16 protein-coding genes and 1 pseudogene are annotated in these 18,090 nt (G+C 67.8%); 8 read left to right on the top strand and 9 right to left on the bottom strand.

What is annotated here, in order from left to right:
- Positions 1–60: 60 nt before the first annotated feature.
- The 4 genes from D1610_RS00730 to D1610_RS00715 all read left to right on the top strand — a co-directional run bounded on the left by D1610_RS00730 (position 61) and on the right by D1610_RS00715 (position 4,461).
- The gene (locus D1610_RS00730; RefSeq protein ID WP_118862903.1) at positions 61–1,062 is read left to right on the top strand and encodes a ligase-associated DNA damage response exonuclease; all 1,002 of its coding nucleotides are present in this window, start codon (positions 61–63) and stop codon (positions 1,060–1,062) included.
- 231 nt (positions 1,063–1,293) lie between these two features.
- Positions 1,294–2,388 carry an aldose epimerase family protein gene (locus tag D1610_RS00725; RefSeq protein ID WP_118862232.1) on the top strand — a complete coding sequence of 365 codons (1,095 nt, stop codon included), beginning with the start codon at positions 1,294–1,296 and terminating at the stop codon, positions 2,386–2,388.
- Positions 2,385–3,572, top strand: coding sequence for an alginate lyase family protein (locus D1610_RS00720; protein WP_118862902.1), 1,188 nt, complete (start codon positions 2,385–2,387; stop codon positions 3,570–3,572). The genes D1610_RS00725 and D1610_RS00720 overlap by 4 nt, the downstream gene beginning before the upstream one ends.
- 184 nt (positions 3,573–3,756) lie before the next feature.
- Complete coding sequence (locus D1610_RS00715) at positions 3,757–4,461, top strand: glutathione S-transferase N-terminal domain-containing protein (protein WP_118862231.1); 705 nt, start codon at positions 3,757–3,759, stop codon at positions 4,459–4,461.
- 181 nt (positions 4,462–4,642) lie between these two features.
- On the opposite strand, the gene D1610_RS00710 is transcribed toward D1610_RS00715, so the two are convergent.
- On the bottom strand, positions 4,643–5,512 hold the full coding sequence (locus D1610_RS00710) for a 3-hydroxyacyl-CoA dehydrogenase NAD-binding domain-containing protein (protein ID WP_118862230.1): 870 nt from the start codon (positions 5,510–5,512) through the stop codon (positions 4,643–4,645).
- A gap of 60 nt (positions 5,513–5,572) precedes the next feature.
- On the opposite strand from D1610_RS00710, the gene D1610_RS00705 reads away from it, so the two are divergent.
- Positions 5,573–6,691, top strand: coding sequence for a DUF1176 domain-containing protein (locus tag D1610_RS00705; RefSeq protein ID WP_118862229.1), 1,119 nt, complete (start codon positions 5,573–5,575; stop codon positions 6,689–6,691).
- Here the strand turns inward: D1610_RS00705 and egtD are convergent.
- From egtD to gluQRS, 5 genes are all read right to left on the bottom strand, one after another.
- Positions 6,688–7,662 carry an L-histidine N(alpha)-methyltransferase gene (gene egtD / locus D1610_RS00700; RefSeq protein ID WP_118862228.1) on the bottom strand — a complete coding sequence of 325 codons (975 nt, stop codon included), beginning with the start codon at positions 7,660–7,662 and terminating at the stop codon, positions 6,688–6,690. The two genes, D1610_RS00705 and egtD, sit on opposite strands and share 4 nt — an antisense overlap.
- Positions 7,662–8,924 carry an ergothioneine biosynthesis protein EgtB gene (gene egtB, locus D1610_RS00695; RefSeq protein ID WP_118862901.1) on the bottom strand — a complete coding sequence of 421 codons (1,263 nt, stop codon included), beginning with the start codon at positions 8,922–8,924 and terminating at the stop codon, positions 7,662–7,664. The genes egtD and egtB overlap by 1 nt, the downstream gene beginning before the upstream one ends.
- Before the next feature lie 57 nt (positions 8,925–8,981).
- Positions 8,982–9,551 carry a cob(I)yrinic acid a,c-diamide adenosyltransferase gene (locus D1610_RS00690; RefSeq protein ID WP_118862227.1) on the bottom strand — a complete coding sequence of 190 codons (570 nt, stop codon included), beginning with the start codon at positions 9,549–9,551 and terminating at the stop codon, positions 8,982–8,984.
- A gap of 1 nt (position 9,552) precedes the next feature.
- Complete coding sequence (locus D1610_RS00685) at positions 9,553–9,780, bottom strand: twin transmembrane helix small protein (RefSeq protein ID WP_118862900.1); 228 nt, start codon at positions 9,778–9,780, stop codon at positions 9,553–9,555.
- 101 nt (positions 9,781–9,881) lie between these two features.
- Entirely contained in the window at positions 9,882–10,754 is an 873-nt protein-coding gene (gene gluQRS, locus D1610_RS00680) for a tRNA glutamyl-Q(34) synthetase GluQRS (RefSeq protein ID WP_118862226.1), read from the bottom strand.
- Between the two features lie 97 nt (positions 10,755–10,851).
- Here gluQRS and D1610_RS00675 point away from each other — a divergent pair, with 97 nt between their 5' ends.
- The 3 genes and pseudogenes from D1610_RS00675 (at position 10,852) to D1610_RS00670 (ending at position 14,744) form a co-directional block, all read left to right on the top strand.
- Positions 10,852–11,418, top strand: a complete 567-nt coding sequence (locus D1610_RS00675) for an HNH endonuclease (RefSeq protein WP_118862225.1) — start codon at positions 10,852–10,854, stop codon at positions 11,416–11,418.
- 20 nt (positions 11,419–11,438) lie between these two features.
- Positions 11,439–11,666: pseudogene (locus D1610_RS17575) on the top strand (VOC family protein).
- A 186-nt stretch (positions 11,667–11,852) separates the two neighbouring features.
- Positions 11,853–14,744, top strand: coding sequence for a TonB-dependent receptor (locus D1610_RS00670; RefSeq protein WP_118862224.1), 2,892 nt, complete (start codon positions 11,853–11,855; stop codon positions 14,742–14,744).
- A 57-nt stretch (positions 14,745–14,801) separates the two neighbouring features.
- Here D1610_RS00670 and D1610_RS00665 read toward each other — a convergent pair whose 3' ends face one another.
- From D1610_RS00665 to D1610_RS00655, 3 genes are read right to left on the bottom strand one after another with little or no spacing between them, the layout of a single operon-like run.
- Entirely contained in the window at positions 14,802–15,425 is a 624-nt protein-coding gene (locus D1610_RS00665) for a 2-dehydro-3-deoxy-6-phosphogalactonate aldolase (RefSeq protein ID WP_118862223.1), read from the bottom strand.
- Positions 15,422–16,306 (bottom strand): 2-dehydro-3-deoxygalactonokinase, encoded by an 885-nt coding sequence (locus tag D1610_RS00660; RefSeq protein ID WP_118862222.1) that lies wholly within the window; start codon positions 16,304–16,306, stop codon positions 15,422–15,424. Before D1610_RS00660 ends, D1610_RS00665 begins: the two co-directional genes overlap by 4 nt.
- Complete coding sequence (locus D1610_RS00655) at positions 16,297–17,928, bottom strand: sodium/sugar symporter (protein ID WP_118862221.1); 1,632 nt, start codon at positions 17,926–17,928, stop codon at positions 16,297–16,299. Before D1610_RS00655 ends, D1610_RS00660 begins: the two co-directional genes overlap by 10 nt.
- Between the last annotated feature and the right edge of the window lie 162 nt (positions 17,929–18,090).

Here is an 18,090-nt window from a genome sequence, read left to right as displayed (position 1 = left end):
GCGGCGCATGCGCCGAACGATCCGCCTTGGCATGGCGCGCGGCCTTCCCATATCGCAGGCATGGCGCAACTCGGCAGCTGGGTGCAGCCGCACCCGACCGGTCTCTACATCCCCTCGGCCGACGCCTGGGTCGATCCCGCCGAGCCCGCCCGCCGCGCGCTCGTCACCCACGGCCATGCCGATCACGCGCGCGGCGGTCATCGGGAGGTGTGGGCCACGCCGGAGACGATCGCCATCATGGAGGCGCGCTACGGCCCGCAGCCCGGCGGCACGCCCGTGCAATATGGCGAAAGCGTGCGGCTGGGCGAGGTGGACATCAGCTTCGTCCCCGCCGGGCATGTCCTCGGCTCGGCGCAGATCGTGCTCGAACATGCCGGCGAGCGAATCGTCGTCTCGGGCGATTACAAGCGCCGCGCCGATCCCACCTGCGCGCGCTTCGAGCCCGTCCCCTGCGACGTCTTCGTCACCGAGGCGACGTTCGGCCTCCCCGTCTTCCGCCATCCGCCGACGCATGACGAGATGGACAAGCTGCTCCAGCGCCTCCACGCCAATCCGGACCGCTGCGTGCTCGTCGGCGCCTATGCGCTGGGCAAGGCGCAGCGCGTCATCGCCGAACTGCGCGCGCTGGGCCATGCCGATCCGATCTACATCCACGGCGCGCTCGAGCGGCTGTGCAATCTCTACCGCGATTTCGGGGTCGATCTCGGCGAGCTCCGCCTCGTCGCCGATGCGGAGAAGGACGCGATGCGCGGCCACATCATCCTCTGCCCCCCATCCGCGCTCAACGACCGCTGGAGCCGCCGCCTGCCCGATCCGATCACCGCGATGGCGTCGGGCTGGATGCGCGTCCGCCAGCGCGCGGTGCAGAAGAATGTCGAGCTGCCGCTGATCCTCAGCGACCATGCCGACTGGGACGAGCTGACCGAAACCCTGACCGAGGTCGCCCCGCGCGAGGTCTGGGTCACCCACGGCCGCGATGACGCGCTGGTCCACTGGTGCATGACCCGGCAGATCAAGGCGCGGCCACTGCATCTGGTCGGCTTCGAGGACGAGGACGACTGAGGATCGCCGCGTCGGTAACCGATCCGTCCCCCCGCGCGCGAGGTTGACAGCAGAGGCTGCATCGGCACTATTGACACCGGTAGCATTGATACTTTCCGTGAGGAATCGAAGATCGCCGGTCCGTATCTCCCGTCTTGTTCCGCGCGGCCTGCGCTCCGTTCCATCGCGGCGGTGTCGGCTCGCCTGTCGCTCATCGTCGGCATTGCCGCTTTGCCGGCCTCCAGCGGGGCCATGTCGGAAGGCGCCTCGCCACCCGGTATCGAAAGCACGGCGTTCGGCGCCCTGCCCGACGGACGAGCCGTCCGGCGTCACCGCTTGACCAACGCGCGTGGAATGGTGGTCGACCTGATCGATCATGGCGCCGCGATCGCGCGCATCGCGGTTCCCGACGGCAACGGGCAATTGGCCGATGTCGTCGTCGCGCCGGCGGATCTCGGCGGTTTCGTCCGCAGCAAGCGGCGCTTCGGCGCGATCGTCGGGCGCTATGCGGGCCGGCTGCGCGGCGCGGCGCTGGTCGACGGCAAGCGCTATCCGCTCGCCACCAACGCATCGGGCGTGACGCTGCACGGCGGCGATCCAGGGTTCGACCGCGCGCTCTGGTCGGCGCGGCCGTTCGAGGCGGCGGACGCGGCCGGGGTGATCTTCACCCATGTCAGCCCGGACGGCGATCAGGGCTTTCCCGGCCGCCTGACCGTGACCGCGCGTTACGCTCTGGCCCGGAATGCGGACGTGCTGACGCTCGACATCACCGCCGCCTCAGATCGCCCGACGGTCGCGAACGTCACCAACCATGTCTATTTCAATCTCGCCGGCCGCGGCACGATCGCCTGCCATCGCCTGCGGGTCGATGCGGCGCGCCGGCTGGAGATCGACGGCCGCAAGCTGCCGACCGGCCGGCTGCTTCCGACCGATGGCGGCCCCTTCGATTTCGCCGGCGGCCGGGTGCTGGCGGATACGCTCGGTTCGTCCCATCCGGCGATCGCCGCGGCCGGCGGGATAGACGAGATGCTGGAGATGCGCCCCGGCGGCGCCGCGCAGCTCGACGATCGGCATTCCGGCCGCACGCTCACGCTGACGACCGACCAGCCCGGCCTGCAGGTCTATACCGGCAACGCCTTCGACGGCACGGACCGCGATCGACGCGGCGACGCCATTGCGCGCCATGCGGGCATCGCGCTCGAGCCCGGTCATTTCCCCGACAGCCCGTGGATCGCGCATTTCCCCAGCACCCGGGTAGAGCCCGGCCGGCCCCTGCGCTGGCGCACCCGCTGGGCCTTCGGAGCGGAACCGCAGGCGCGGCCCGCGGATGGGTGCCGGGCGGCATGATCGATCGCCGCACGCTGATCGCGCTGCCCGGCCTGCTCGCGGTTCCGCCTGCCTTCGCCGCGCTGCGGCGGCCCGATCCCGATATCGCCGCGATCGAGCGCGTCCGGGTGCTGCCGCGCGCGACCGCGCTGCTCGAGGCGCCGCCGCGCACGATCACCTCGGTGCCGGCGCCGCGCAGTCCGGCGGGCAGGCACGATTATTATTCCGAAGGCGATTACTGGTGGCCCGATCCCGCCAATCCGGACGGCCCCTATATCCGCCGCGACGGGCGGTCCAACCCGGCCAAGTTCGACGGCCACCGCGACGCGCTGATCCGCTTCGGCGCCGATATGCCGATGCTGGCGGCGGCATGGCTGCTGACGCGCCAAACGCGGTTCGCCGAGGCGGCGATCCGGCATCTCCACGCCTGGTTCGTCGATCCGGCGACGCGGATGAACCCCGATCTTCGCCATGCCCAGGCGATCATCGGCAGGAACACCGGACGTGCGATCGGCATCATCGATACGCTCCAGCTCGTGGAGGTGGCGCGCGGCGCGACGCTGCTCGCGCGGCATGACGCGCCGGGCTATGCCGCCGTGCGCGCCGGCGTGGAGCGCTGGTTCGCCGATTATCTCTCCTGGCTCATCGAATCCGAGCCCGGGCGGGAGGAGCGCGACGAGGAGAATAATCACGGCACCTGCTGGCTGCTCCAGGTCGCCGCCTTTGCCGGCGTGACCGGGCGAGACGACCTGCTGGAGGCGATGCGGCGGCGGCTGTTCGATACGATCGTGCCGGCGCAGATCGCGCTCGACGGCAGCCAGCCGCTCGAACTCGCGCGCACCAAGCCGTACGGCTATTCGCTGTTCAACCTGGACGTCCTGGCCGGCGCCGCCTGGCTGCTGTCCAAAACGCCCGGCGCGCTCATCCGCCGATCGGCCCGGGGGCGGTCGATCGCCGCCGCCATCGCCTTCATGGCGCCCTTCATCCGCGATCGGGAACGCTGGCCGTTCGCCAGGGACATCGAGTATTTCGAGGATTTTCCCGTTCGCCATCCCAGCCTGCTGTTCGGCGGCCTCGCGCTCGGCCGGTCCGACTGGCTGGAGCTCTGGCGCCGCCTCGATCCCGATCCAAGCGTCGGCGAGGTCGTGCGCAACTTCCCGATCAGGCAGCCCGTCCTCTGGCTGGTGGACCGCCATGGAGCGTAAGCAATCGACCGACCTCAACAACATGGTTGGGTGCGATCGATAGGGTCAGGCGTCATGGTTGCCGGTGATCTCCTGGACAGCTGCGTATCAACCGCGTGCATCTTGACGAGTTCCACGCGTCACCTAGCTTGGTCCAACCCAGACGACATGGCTTCACCTACCTCGTCCCAACGCAGGGCTCCCCATGACCGACCTGTCCACCTTCCCCATCGCCCAGCGCTGGCCGGCCCGGCACCCCGACCGCATCCAGCTCTATTCCCTGAACACGCCCAACGGCGTGAAGGCGTCGATCATGCTCGAGGAAACCGGGCTGCCCTATGAGGCGCATCTCGTCGACATCCTGAAGAACGAAAGCCACACGCCTGAATTCCTGTCGCTCAACCCCAACGGAAAGATCCCGGCGATCATCGATCCCAACGGGCCGGGCGGCCAGCCGATGCCGCTATGGGAATCGGGCGCGATCCTGCTCTATCTCGCCGACAAGAGCGGCAAGTTCGTGCCCGCCGACGCGGCCGGACGCTGGGAAGCGACCCAGTGGGTGATGTGGCAGATGGGCGGGCTGGGGCCGATGTTCGGGCAGGTCGGTTTCTTCAACAAGTTCGCGGGCGCGAAGTGGGAGGACAAGCGCCCGCTCGAGCGCTATGTCGCCGAGGCGAAGCGCCTGCTCGGCGTGCTCGACACGCACCTCGACGGCCGTAGCTGGATCATGGGCGCGGACTACACCATCGCCGATATCGCCTGTCTGGGCTGGGTCAGGAACCTCATCACCTTCTACGAAGCGCGCGACCTTGTCGGCTTTGACGCCCTCGTCAACGTCCCCGCCTGGCTCGACCGCGGCCTAGCCCGCCCAGCCGTGCAGCGCGGGCTGGAGATACCCAAACGGGCTTGAACCCCCACCGCGCGAAACCCGAAAAAAATGCTGTCCTACATGGGCCCGATCTGCAATCCTGCGATTCGGCTCTTTGGAAGGTGTAGGCTTGTCGTTGGCCGGATTGCGGTACACCGTCCTTCGTCCGATCGGGCTAAGGTAAAACGCACCGCGAAAAACCGTTACCTTATCGGCTCGGGCTTCACCGCGTCGGCATGGGCGTCTCGCCCGAATAATCGTAGAATCCCCTGCCCGCCTTGCGGCCGAACCAGCCGGCCTCGACATATTTGACCAGCAGCGGCGCGGGCCGGAACTTGGGATCGCCGGTGCCTTCGAACAGGACGCGGGTGATCTCCAGGCAGGTGTCGAGCCCGATGAAGTCGGCGAGAGTCAGCGGGCCCATCGGATGGTTGAGGCCAAGCCGGCAAGCGGTGTCGATGTCCTTGACGTTCGCCACGCCCTCACCCAGCGCGAAGCAGGCTTCGTTGAGCATCGGCATCAGCACGCGATTGACGATGAAGCCCGGCGCGTCGTTGGCGTGGACCACCTCCTTGCCCAGCGCCGCGGCGAAATCCTCGACCAGCTTCACCGTCGAATCCGCGGTGGCGAGGCCGCGGATCACCTCGATCAGGCCCATCAGGGGGACGGGATTGAAGAAATGCACGCCGATGAAGCGCGCCGGATCGGGCGTCGCCTGCGCCAGCCGGGTGATCGGGATCGAGGAGGTGTTGCTGGCGAGCACCGCCTGATGGCCGAGCACCTTGCCGGCCTCGGCGAAGATCTTCCGCTTGATCTCCTCGCGCTCGGTCGCCGCTTCGATGATCAGCCCGGCGGCGGCCATCGGCGCGAGATCGGCCACAGGCTCGATCCGCTCGAGCGCCTGGTCGCGCGCCTCGGCGGAGAGTTTCTCCTTCTCGACCAGCCGGCCGAGCTGCCTGGCGATCCCCGCCTTGCCGCGCTCGGCGCTCGCCAGATCGACATCCGCCAGCAGCACGCGGTAGCCCGCCTGGGCGGAGACCTGCGCTATCCCCGCGCCCATCTGCCCTGCTCCGATCACGCCGACTGCCTGCATGCCGCACCCCTTCCGTTCGTTCCGATTGACACCCGTTAGCCGTCCGTGCGTTGGGACGCCATGATGATGAAGCTGTCCGCCCTCCCCCTCCTCGCGCTCGCCGCCGCCTGCGGGCAGAACGAACCGGCCAACGGCAGCGCGGCGGAAGTCGCCAACGCCGCCGGTCCGGCCGTAAACGCTGTCGTCCCGGCGTCGGGTCCGGTCGACGACGGGGCGGTGCCAAGCGTCGCCGAGATCGAGACCTTTCGCGATTGGTCGGTCGCCTGCGACAACGGCAAGACCTGCGAGGCGGTGTCGCTCGCGCCCGGCATGGCCAATCTGCAGGATGTCGGCATGATCGTCCGCCGCCCGGCGGGAGCGGACGGCGCGGTCTCGATCTCGTTGCGCTCGCCCAGCGACCAGGCCGGCGAAGTCGATCTGGTGGTGGAGGGCAAGCGGATCGCCACCGGCACATGGGACGGCGACGGCATGGTGCTGCTCGACCGCGACGCATCGGCAGATGTGGCCGCGGCGATCGTCGATGCGCCCAGCCTTCATCTCAGAAGCGGCGGCACCGATTTCGCGACCATCTCGCTCGCCGGCGCTTCGGCCGCGCTGCGCTATATGGATGCCCAGCAAGGTCGAGCGAACACGCCGACCGCCCTCGTGGCCAAGGGCAACCAGCCCTTCACGGCCGCGCCGCCGCCGCTTCCCACCGTGGTCGCCGCGCCGATCGCGCGCGGCGATGCGGCCAGTCCCCCGGCGGCGCTGATCGCGGAGATGCGCCGCGTCTCCGAATGTCCTGCCGACGATTTCGGCCCGGCAACCGAGCAGGCGCACAAGCTGTCCGATCGCGACACGCTGGTGCTGATCTCGTGCGGGTCGGGGGCGTACAACGCCATCGCGGCGCCCTTCGTCGTCACCGACGGCAAGGCGCGCCCGGCGCCGTTCGACGAGGGCTACAGCTTCGGCGAGCCGGGCACCGAGACCCGCATCGTCAACGGCGGCTGGGACGCTGAGACGGGCCGCCTGTCGAGCGCGGCGAGGGGGCGCGGCCTCGGCGATTGCGGCGAGGCGCGCGAATGGGTGTGGGACGGCGCGCGGTTTCGCCTGGTCATCGCCGAAACCGAAGGCAATTGCCGCGGCGCGGTCAAATGGCTGCGCACCTGGACCGCGCGGGTCGAGCGGGCGGCCGGCTAAGGCGCTTCGCGGCGGGGCTTGGCTTCGGCGAGGATGATCGCGAAATTCTCGCCCCCGTCGGTCCATTCGGCGATGGGCGTCCAGCCGCCGGTGCGCAGCAACATGCGTCCGCTTTGCGGACCGTATTTGTGGCTGTTCTCCGTATGGATCGTCTCCCGCGCCGCCATGGCGAAGCGCTCACCGGCCACAGTGAAGACCACATCGCGCTGCGCCTCCAGATGCATTTCGATCCGGCTTTCCATGTCGTTCCAGATGGCGCGGTGGCGAAAAGCGTCGATCGGAATATCGCCGTCCAGCTCGCGGTTGATCCGTTCGAGCAGGTTGAGATTGAACGCCGCCGTCACGCCAGCCGCGTCGTCATAGGCGGCGATCAGGACGTCGACATCCTTGATCCGATCCATGCCGATCAGCAGCATCGCGCCTTCGCCCAGCGATTGGCGCATCGCCCGCAGGAGATCGGCGCCGGTCCGCGGAACCATGTTGCCGATCGTCGATCCGGGGAAGAAGCCCAGCTTCGGCACATCAGCCACCGCTTCGGGCAGATGGATCGGGCGCATGAAATCGGCCTCGACCGGATGCACCGGCAGCGCCGGGAACTGCGCCGCCAGCCCCTCTGCGGATTCGCGCAGGAACTCGCCGGAAATATCGATCGGCACATAGGAAGAGGGCGCGACCTGCGACAGCAGGTGCGGCGTCTTGGCCGAGGAACCCGATCCGAACTCGACCACCGCGCGCCCCGGACCAGCGATTCGGCCGACCTCGCCGCAATGCGCCTCGAGCAGCGCCGTCTCCACCCGCGTCGGATAATATTCGGGAAGCCGCGTGATCTCCTCGAACAGCTCCGATCCGCGCGTGTCGTAGAACCACCGCGCCGGGACCGCGCGCGGCCGGGCGGCGAGGCCGCGCAGCACATCGGCGCGGAATGCGGGATCGGTGCCGGTCTTCACCGGCGCTTCGTCATGCAGCAGCATCAGATGTCCTTCGCCAGCCGCACGCCGGTGAACTGCCAGCGTTGATGGGGATAGAAGAAGTTCCGATAGCTCGCCCGTGCATGGCCGCGCGGCGTGGCGCAGCTGCCGCCCTTCAAGACGAACTGACCACTCATGAACTTGCCGTTATATTCGCCGACCGCGCCCTCGGCCGCGCGGAAGCCGGGATAGGGGCGGTAAGCCGAGCCGGTCCATTCCCACACATCGCCGAACCAGCCGCCGTCCGTCGACGGGCGCGGCTCCACCGGTCCGGCGCCGACCATCTGGTTGCCGCCCGCCGGATCGGCGCCGCGCGCGGCATATTCCCACTCCGCTTCGGTCGGCAGGCGCGCGCCGGCCCAGCTCGCATAGGCGTCGGCTTCGTAGAAGCTGATATGGGTGACGGGCGCGGCGGGATCGATCTCGCGGCGGCCGTCCAGGCCGAAGCGGGTCCAAACTTCTCGATCATCGCGCTTGTGCCAATAAAGGGGGGCGGCGATGTTTGCCGCCTGGGCCCAGGCCCAGCCGTCGGAGAGCCAGTGGCGCGGGTCGGCATAGCCGCCATCGGCGATGAAGGCGGCCCATTCGCCGTTGGTGACGGTGCGGTCGGCGATGGCGTGGGGATGGAGCAGCGCCTGGTGGCGGGGGCCTTCGCAGTCGAAGGCGAAGCCGTCGCCGGCACGGCCGATCTCGACGAGGCCGCCGGGATGCCCGATCCAGCCCATCGGCGGCGGCACCGCGACGGGGACCTTGGCAGGCGCGGCGAACAGCGCCGGCTCGAGCGGGTTTTGCGAAAAGAGATGGAGGATGTCGGTGACGAGCAGCTCCTGATGCTGCTCTTCATGATGGCAGCCGAGCGCGACCAGATCGCGCGCCGCGTTCGGCAGATCGGGCAGGGCGGCGAGCAAAGCGGCGTCCACCGCCGCGCGATAGGCCAGCACCTCGTCAAGCGTCGGCCGCGTGATCATGCCGCGGCGCGCGCGGGCGTGGCGCGCGCCTTCGGCCTCGTAATAGCTGTTGAACAGGAAGGGGAAGCGCTCGTCATGGAGCGCATAGCCTGGGGCGTGGTCGCGCAGCACGAAGGTTTCGAAGAACCATGTGGTGTGCGCCAGGTGCCATTTGGCGGGGGACGCATCCTCCATCGACTGGCCGGTCGCGTCCGCATCGGACAGCGGCGCGGCCCATTCGCAGGTCAGCGCGCGCACCGCGGCATAGCGTTCCGCGAGATCATCGTGCCGGGGCTGCGGCGCGGCGGTAGTAGTCATGGCGCTCTCCCTGTCGGCCATCCGTACCACATTCGGAACGAATAGTGAACAGCCCCTTCAGCGCGACGCGCCGGGCACCCAGAGAACGTCGCCACCTGCCCGATTGTTCACGAAGCGTGCGAAAACAAAGAGATGGTCGGAGAGACGGTTGAGATAGGCCAGCACGAGCGGATTGAGACTGTGGGTACCCGCCGCCGCGACCGCCGTCCGCTCGGCCCGGCGCACCGTCGCGCGCGCAAGATGGAGCGCGGCGGCGGCGGGCGTTCCGGCGGGGAGGATGAAGCTGCGCAGCGGCTCCAGCCCCGCATTCATCGCGTCGATCTCCGCCTCAAGCCGCTCGACCTGCGCGGGAACGATGCGCAAGCTCATCTCCGAAGGGGCGAAATCCTCGCCGGGCGTGGCGAGATCGGCGCCGAGATCGAACAGGTCGTTCTGGATCACGCTCAGCCGGTCGGCGTCCTCGCCCGGCCCAAGCGCGGCGATGGCGACGCCGATCGCGCTGTTGGCCTCATCGACCTCGCCGATCGCGTGCATCCGCGGGTCGTGCTTGGCGACGCGCGAACCATCGACGAGGCCGGTCGTGCCTTCGTCGCCGGTGCGCGTGTAGATCTTGTTGAGCTTGACCAGCTCAGGTCCGCCCGGCGAGCGCGAGAATGGCGACGACGATCAAGATCGCGAGCGCCTGGAACATGATCCGCGCGCGCATCATCTGGTTCGAACGCAGCCCCGGCTGGCTGGGGCCGACGCCTTTCAGATCGGCCTCGGTCGTGCGCAGGAAGGCGATGATGCCGCGCACCAGCGCGACCACGGTGGCGATCATGGCAAGCACGAGCGCGATGACGAGGATGGTGTTCATGAGGAAGATATAGGGCGTTGCCGGCTTGATCGCCACCCATTCCTCCCCGCTGGCGGGGAGGGGACCGCGTTGCGTAGCGGCGTGGTGGAGGGGGTTCGCCGCTAAAGCAGTTCTCGCGGCAGCTGCGCATGTTCCCCCTCCCCGCGCCGGGGAGGAATGGATCGCAATTGTTCGATCAACGCCGCCGGATCGGCGCCCCCTTCTCGCAGCTCCGCCAGGCTCGGCGCGCCGGTGCGTTTGGCGAGGCGCTTGCCGTCGGGGCCGGTCAGCAGCTTGTGGTGGCGGTAGAGCGGGGTCGGCAGGCCGAGCAGCGCCTGGAGCAGGCGGTGGATATGCGTCGCGGCGAACAGGTCTTCGCCGCGGATGACATGGGTGATCCCCTGCGCGGCGTCATCCACCGTGACGGCGAGGTGATAGCTGGTCGGCGCGTCCTTGCGGGCGAGGACGACATCGCCCTGCGCCAGCGGATCGGCGGCGATCGGCCCGGCGTCGAGATCGGTCCATGCGAGCGGCCCGGCGCGATCCACGGCCGCCGCCATGTCCAGCCGCCAGGCATGCGGCTCGTGCATCCGGCCGCGCGCATCCAGCCCGCGGCAGGTGCCGGGATAGACGGGCGCGGCGTCGTGCGGCGCCTGGCCGCTTTCGGCGATCTCGCGGGCGATGTCGGCACGGGTGCAGAAGCAGGGATAGGTGAGGCCGTCCCGCTTCAGCCGGTCGAGCGCGGCCTGATAGAGCGGCAGGCGCGCGGATTGCAGCACCGGCTCGCCGTCCCAGATGAGGCCCAGCCAGCGCAGATCCTGGACGATGCCGGCGACATGCTCCGGCCGGCTGCGCGTGCCGTCGATGTCCTCGATGCGCAGCAGGAAGCGCCCGCCATGCGCGCGCGCGAAATCATGCGCCTGGAGCGCCGATAATGCATGGCCGAGGTGCAGCCGCCCGGTCGGGCTGGGCGCGAAGCGGGTGGCGAGGGTCACTTCGAACTCCGTGCTTGACGGCGAGTCGCGCCTCGTGCTGTCATGACGGCGTCACCTTGACCGGCAATCGGGGCGGCAGCTTGTTGGGGGTCGAGGTATGTTTCATCCCGATCTGATCCGCCATCCGGATAGTTGCCCGGCGCTGGTTCTCAATGCCGACTACACTCCGCTCAGCTATTACCCCCTGAGCGTGTGGCCCTGGCAGACCGCGGTCAAGGCGGTGTTCCTCGACCGCGTCGTCATCGTCGACAATTACCAGCGCGAGGTGCGAAGTCCCACCGCGAGGCTGAAGCTTCCTTCGGTCATCGCGCTCAAGCAATATGTAAAGCCTTCGCAATTCCCCGCCTTCACCCGTTTCAACCTGTTCCTGCGCGACAAGTTCGCCTGCCAATATTGCGGCACGAACAAGGATCTGACCTTCGATCACGTCATACCCCGCGCGCAGGGCGGCCGCACCACCTGGGAAAATGTCGCCACCGCCTGCGCGCCGTGCAATCTGAAAAAGGGCGGGCGAACGCCCAGGCAGGCGAAGATGCCGCTCCACGTCGAGCCGATCCGCCCGACCAACTGGCACCTGCAGGAACATGGCCGCGCCTTCCCGCCAAACTACCTCCACGACAGCTGGCACGACTGGCTGTATTGGGATGTCGAACTTGAGGCGTAAGGCGGCATGCGACGCCCAACCTGCCCGCGCGCGATTTTCAGGCGACCTCGCTTCTATAGTCGGTTGGCTTCACCGAGCTTCATCGTGACAAGGACGGATGATCCTCGAGCGCGGCGAGTTGCGGCCTGCTTGCCCGAAAGCCATGTCGGCCAGCCGCGGTTGCATCCGCCCAGTGTCGGCCCTCAGGCGGGCGCGTGGGTGGGCTGATCGACCCCGACGGCACGCTGATCCGCCTGATCCAGAACTGAGCCGGCGACCCGCGCGAGTTGCGGGCAGCGGCTGTTCCGCCGCAGATGGCCGCCGATTTCCGGTTGAAGAAATGCTTTTGTCGCATAGCAGCCATCGCCTATTGCTTTGAATAGGATTTATATGCTTTATATGCCCTGACGCTCAACGCGACCGAGATCGCGCGAGCAATTCCATGGGGAGGGTATATGGGCCGCCATTTCATCACTTTGCTTTGCGCGACCGCGTCCGCGGGCCTGTTCAACACTCAAGCGCTGGCGCAGGAGACGTCGCTTCCCGCGGAAGCAGTGGAAGCCGAGACGCAGGGCGACATCGTCGTCACCGGCATCCGCCAGAGCATCGAAACGTCGCAGGCGATCAAGCGCACGTCGGACCAGATCGTCGACGTGATCGTCGCCGAGGACATCGGCAAGCTGCCCGACGTCACCGCTTCCGCCTCGCTCGCGCGGATCACCGGCATCCAGGTCAACCGCGCGGCGGGCGAGGCGGCCGAGGTCCGCGTCCGCGGCCTGCCCAATCTGAGCACCACCTATAACGGCCGCGAGATCTTCACCGGGCAGGGCCGGTTCGTCGCGCTGCAGGATTTCCCGGCGGCGAGCGTCGCCGCGCTCGAGGTCTACAAATCGAGCACCGCCGACCTGATCGAGGGCGGCATCGCCGGCCAGATCAACGTCCGGGCGCGCAAGCCGTTCGACTTCAAGGGCTTCCGCATATTCGGCTCACTCGACGCGATCCATTTCGACCAGTCGCAGCGGATCGAATGGAACGGCAACCTGCTGGTCAGCAACCGCTGGGAAACCGGGATCGGCGACATCGGCGTGCTGGTCAACGCCAATATGGCCAATACCGACTTCCTCGATTCGACCCGCGAGCAGGGTTTCGCCATTCAGGTCGGCACGCCGGTGGCGGGCCAGCCCGGCAGGTTCCGGCCGCTCACCGTCGCGGAGTTCAACGCAGGGCGCGCGAACGACCCCGGCAACATCCGCTACCCGGACGGTCAGGCGGTGTTCTTCGGCGAGGGCAATCGCTGGCGCCCCTCGGTCAGCGCGGTGTTGCAATGGCGACCGAGCTCCGAGCTCGAATTCTATGTCGACGGCCTGTTCCAGGGCTATCGCGGCCGCGACAGCGACCGCTACCTGTTCTCGCCGGCGTTCGGCGCTGGCGTCCAGTTCAGTGACGTGGTGCTCAAGCCCGGCACCAACCAGGTCGCGAGCATGACCGTGACGGGCGGCAACCGGCCCGACGGCTATTCGGGATATCGCGACGCCAAGACCGACACCTACCAGATCGCCGGCGGCGCGATCTGGGACAAGGGCCCGCTCAAGATTTCGGCGGACGTCGCCTATACCGACAGCACGTTCACGGTGCAGGCGGGCAATATCGACTTCGCCTTCGCCAGCGTGCCTGTGCGCGACATCAGCTATGACGTGGCGCACGAGGATGGCGGGCCGGTCTTCGCCTATCGCGATTTCGACCTGACCGACCCCGACAATTTCATCTTCCGCGGGCTGTTCGACCAGCGCTCCCAGGCCAAGGGCGACGATATCCAGGCGCGGGTGGACGTGGAGTATGAAACCGGAATCGATTTCATCGACAAGGTCGAGTTCGGCGCGCGCTTCAACAACCGTACGGCCAGCCGGCGCAACGGGTCCAAATATCTCAACGTCGAGGGCCGGCGAATTCCGCTTGCCAACCTGCCCGTCGACCTGATGCTGAGTGCGCCGGGTTTCCGCGACGGCCCGTTCATGCAGCCGCGCCGCTTCGTCATAGCCGAGCGCGACAGCGTCCGTGACAATATCAGGGAACTGCGCGACCTGGTGGACTATTTCAACAGGCCGGAGTGCGTCGATCCGAACTCGCCCGAATTCGAGCTCGCGGATTGCGAAGGGCCGCCGCCGTACAACGACCTCGAAACCTTCGACGCCGATGAAAACTCCCTGGCCGGTTACGCGCAGATCAAATACAAGTTCGATGCCGGGGTTCCGATCGACGGATCGATCGGGGTGCGCGCGATCAGGACGGAAACCACGCTTGCCGGCATATCGCGCGTGGTGACGCTCGATCCTGACGGCTCCGGCAATCTTGTCGCGTTCGTTCCGATCGAGCAGACGAACACCTATACGGACTATCTCCCGAATGCGAGCGCGCGGATCAAGTTCCTCGACAACCTCCAGCTGCGCGCGGCCTATACCGAAACGCGGACGCGGCCCAATTTCGACCAGCTCAACCCGTCGCTCAATTTCGGCGACATCATTCCTACCGCCTGCGATCCGGATTCGCCCATTCCGCCGGACGGAGCCCCGCCGGGACCCGACAATCCCAACTGCGTCTACACCGCATCGGGCGGCAACCCCGATCTGCGCCCGATCATGTCGACCAACTATGATCTCAGCCTGGAATATTATTTCTCCCGGGCGGGCTCCGCGACGGTCGCGGTGTTCCGCCGCGACGTGAACGGCTTCATTTCGCGGATCAGCAATCTGGAGACCGATCCCGACCTGGGCCGGCTCAGCATCAATCGCCCATTCAACGGCGACGATGGCAGGCTGCAGGGCATCGAGGTCGCGTTCGGCACCTTCTTCGATTTCGATTTCCTGCCCGAATGGGCGCGGGGATTCGGCGTGCGCGGCAACTACACCTATATCGACGCGGGTGCCGAGCTGGCCGCGGACCAGGCCGAGGATCTGCCAGGGCAGCAGCCCGTGGTGGGCGTGTCCGAGCATAGCTACAATCTCGTCGCGCTTTACGAGAAGCCGCAATTCTCCGCGCGGCTCGCCTATAACTACCAGTCGAGCTTCGTCGACGGATATAATCGGGTGCGCGATTTCGCGCTGCCGCCGGTGGACCAGGAGGGCGGCGCGCCCTTTCTCCCCATATTCGAGGACGGGCGCGGCGTGCTGGACTTCTCCGCCTCGGTCAATCCGCTAAAGAACGTCACCATCGCCTTCAACGTGTCGAACATCCTGGGCGAACCGGTGCGGCGCTATCGCGCCTACAATGTCGCGGGTGACGTGTTCCCGCGCCAGGTGAAGTATCTGGAGCGCATCTTCTCGCTCGGCGTGCGCGTTCGCCTGCAATGACGGCGGCATCGCCGGCGGGGGCGCGCCTCCGCCGGCGTCCGGCGACGGGGTGAGGGTTTAGAGCGCCGCCGCGAACGCGCGCGCGTTGGCGCCCACCGCCGCGGCGTCCATGCCGGGCCGGTAGAGCGCGGAGCCGAGGCCGAAGCCGGCCGCGCCGGCCTCGCGCCAGGGCCGCATCCCTTCGGGCGTGATCCCGCCCACCGGGAGCACGCGCGCGGCGGCGGGCAAGACCGCGCGCATCGCCTTGAGCACGGACGGGCTGGCGGCTTCGGCGGGGAACAGCTTGAGCGCGGTCGCGCCCGCCTGGAGCGCGGCGAAGGCCTCGCTCGGCGTGGCGATTCCGGGCAGCGAGACCAGCCGCGCCTCGGCGCTCGCGGCGATGACCGCCGTGTCGGCATTGGGCGAGATGATCATCGTGCCGCCGACATCGCGCACCGCGGCGACGCTGGCGGTGTCCAGCACGGTTCCCGCGCCGACCACCGCGCGGCCGGCCAGGCGCTTCGCCAGCCGTCCGATGCTATCGAACGGATCGGGCGAGTTGAGCGGCACCTCGATCAGCGCGAAGCCGGCCTCGACCAGCGCCTCGCCGATCGCCTCCACCTCGTCGGGCTTCACCCCGCGCAGGATCGCGACCAGCGGCAGGCGGGCGAAGGCGGCGTCGAATTCGGCGACATGGCTCATGCGATCAATTCTCCGATGCGGATGATCCCGGCGGCGAAGGCGGCGTGGCTGTCGACCAGCCGCGCGGCGCGGCCATGCGCCTCGACCGCCAGCGCGTAAAGCCCGCCGAGCCCGGGATCGGCGAGGATATGGACGGTGTCGTGGGCGCTTCCCGCCAGCCGTGCGCCGACATCGCCGCCGATCAGCAGGCCGCTGGCGAAGGCGGCGGCATCGGCATCGTCGCGCAAGCCCAGCAGTCCCGCCGCGCGGATGCCGAACAGCGACGCGGCCAGATCGCGCCGCTTGCCCTCCTCGACGCCCGCAAGGAACGCGTCGCCGGGCGTCACCTCGCCGCCGAGCTGCGCCGCAAGCAGGCCGTGCTTGCGCAGCAGCGCGAACAGCTCGCCGGTCATGGCGGTGGTGAAGCACGCGACTTCGCCCCCCGCCATCTCGGCCCATTTGCAGTGCGTGCCGGGCTGGCAGAGCAGCGCGTCCGCGGGCGCCAGCCCGGCGGCGACCGCGCCGAGCAGCTGCACCTCTTCGCCGCGCATCACATCGCCGCGCCCATCCGCGACCACCGAGAGGCCGGGGACGATGCCGGTGCGCGGATCGAGCCACAGCACGGCTTCGGCGAGCGCGCCGAAGCCGGCTGGCGCCGCGACATAGGGTGCGGCGCGCCAGCCGATGTTCGATCCGACCATGCCGGCGAGCAGCATCGGCAGATCGCCGAAGCGTTCGCGGACCGCCGCCGCCTCGGCCTCGAACCCGCCCTTCGCCACCGCGGTCACGCCGCGATCGTCGCGTTCGGTGCGGGCGACCGCGCCGTCCTCGATCAGATAGACCCGCCGGTTGGTCGTGCCCCAGTCGATGGCGAGGAAGCGTGGCCCCAAGCTCACCACCAGGTCGCGTAGAGCGCAATCAGGATCGCGATGATCACCACCGAGGCGATGTTGAAGCCCGTCCTGGTGTGGAACGACACGCCCTGCATGGTGATCAGGTTGTTCTCCGCCGGGGCGGGACGCGCGAGCGACACGACCACCGCGAGCGCCAGGCTGGCGAAGAACACGATCATCATGCGGTTCATGAAGGGCACGGCGTTGAGCGCGGCGACGCCGCCATAATCGGCCGGGAACCAGAAGATGAAGCTCAGCACGACGGATGCGATCGCGCCGACCAGCGCGCCTGCCTCGGTCGCGCGCGACCAGAACAGGCCGAGCAGGAAGATCACCGTGATGCCCGGCGTGACGAAGCCGGAGAACTCCTGGATATACTGGAACGCCTGATCGAGGCTGCCGAGCAGCGGCCGCGCGGTCAGCATCGCAAGCACGATGGAGACCACCGCGGCGATCCGGCCGACGCGCACCAGCTCCCGCTCATGCCCCGAGATCGCTTCGGGATTGTCGCCGGCGTCTTCGGCGCGGCTCTGGAAGCCCTTCATCTTGGCGTAGAGATCGAGGGTGAAGATCGTCGCGATCGAATTGATCTTGGACGCGGTGGAGGCGATGATCGCGGCGATCAGCGCCGCGAAGACGAGGCCGAGCAGGCCGACCGGAAGCAGGCTCATCATCGCCGGATAGGCCTGGTCGGGCTTTTCGAGATCGGGGGCGAGCAGCACCGCCGCGATTCCCGGCAGCACGATGATCACCGGCATCAGCAGCTTCAGGAAGGCGGCGAACACCACGCCCTTCTGCGCTTCGGGCAGGCTCTTCGCTGCCAGTGCGCGCTGGATGATATACTGGTTGAACCCCCAATAGGAGAGGTTGGCGATCCACATGCCGCCGATCAGCACCGAAAGCCCCGGCAGATCCTTGTAGAAGGGATTGTCGGGCGAAAGGATCATGTCGAACTTGCCCGGCAGTTCGGTCGTCAGGCGGGTGAAGCCGCCGATGATGCCGGCGTCGCCGCCGATCCGGCTGAGCGTGAGATAGGCGATGACCAGCCCGCCGAAGACGAGCAAGGTCACCTGGACGATGTCGGTCAGCGCCACCGCCTTCAACCCGCCCTTGAGCTGATAGAGCAGCGCGAAGATGCCGAGCCCGAACAGCGCGACGTCCTGGTTGACGCCCGCCACCTGCGTGACCGCGATCGACCCCAGCCAGAGGATCGATGTCAGGTTCACGAATATGTAGAGGACCAGCCAGAATATCGCCATCACCGTGCGGATGGTCGGCCCGAAACGCTGCTGCAGGAACTGCGGCATCGTATAGATCTTGTTGGCGAGGAAGATCGGCAGGAAATATTTGCCGACGATGAGCAGCGTCAGCGCCGCCATCCATTCATAGGACGCGATGGCGAGGCCGATCGCGTAGCCCGAGCCGGACATGCCGACGATCTGTTCGGCGGAAATGTTCGCCGCGATCAGCGAGGCGCCGATCGCCCACCAGGGCAGGTTCTTCGAGGCGAGGAAATAATCGCTCGAATCCTTGGTGTGTCCCGCCTTCTCGCGCGACACGTATTGCGCCAGCCCGAAAATGCCGATCGCGTAGGCGATCACCACCACGATATCGATCGTCGAGAGCCCCATGCTCGTCCTCCCCTTGCGGCCAAGTCCGGCACGGCTCGGCATTTCACATTTGTCTATTTATCCGATCTATAGGACTTGTCCAGCGATCACATTGGTGATTAGATGACATTATCGAACGGATACGCCAGATCGGGGGGATGGTGAATATCGTGAAGACAATCG

Origin of the sequence: Sphingomonas gilva, from assembly GCF_003515075.1 — a bacterium.
Lineage (GTDB): Bacteria > Pseudomonadota > Alphaproteobacteria > Sphingomonadales > Sphingomonadaceae > Sphingomonas > Sphingomonas gilva.
This window is presented reverse-complemented; position numbering and strand designations above follow the sequence as displayed.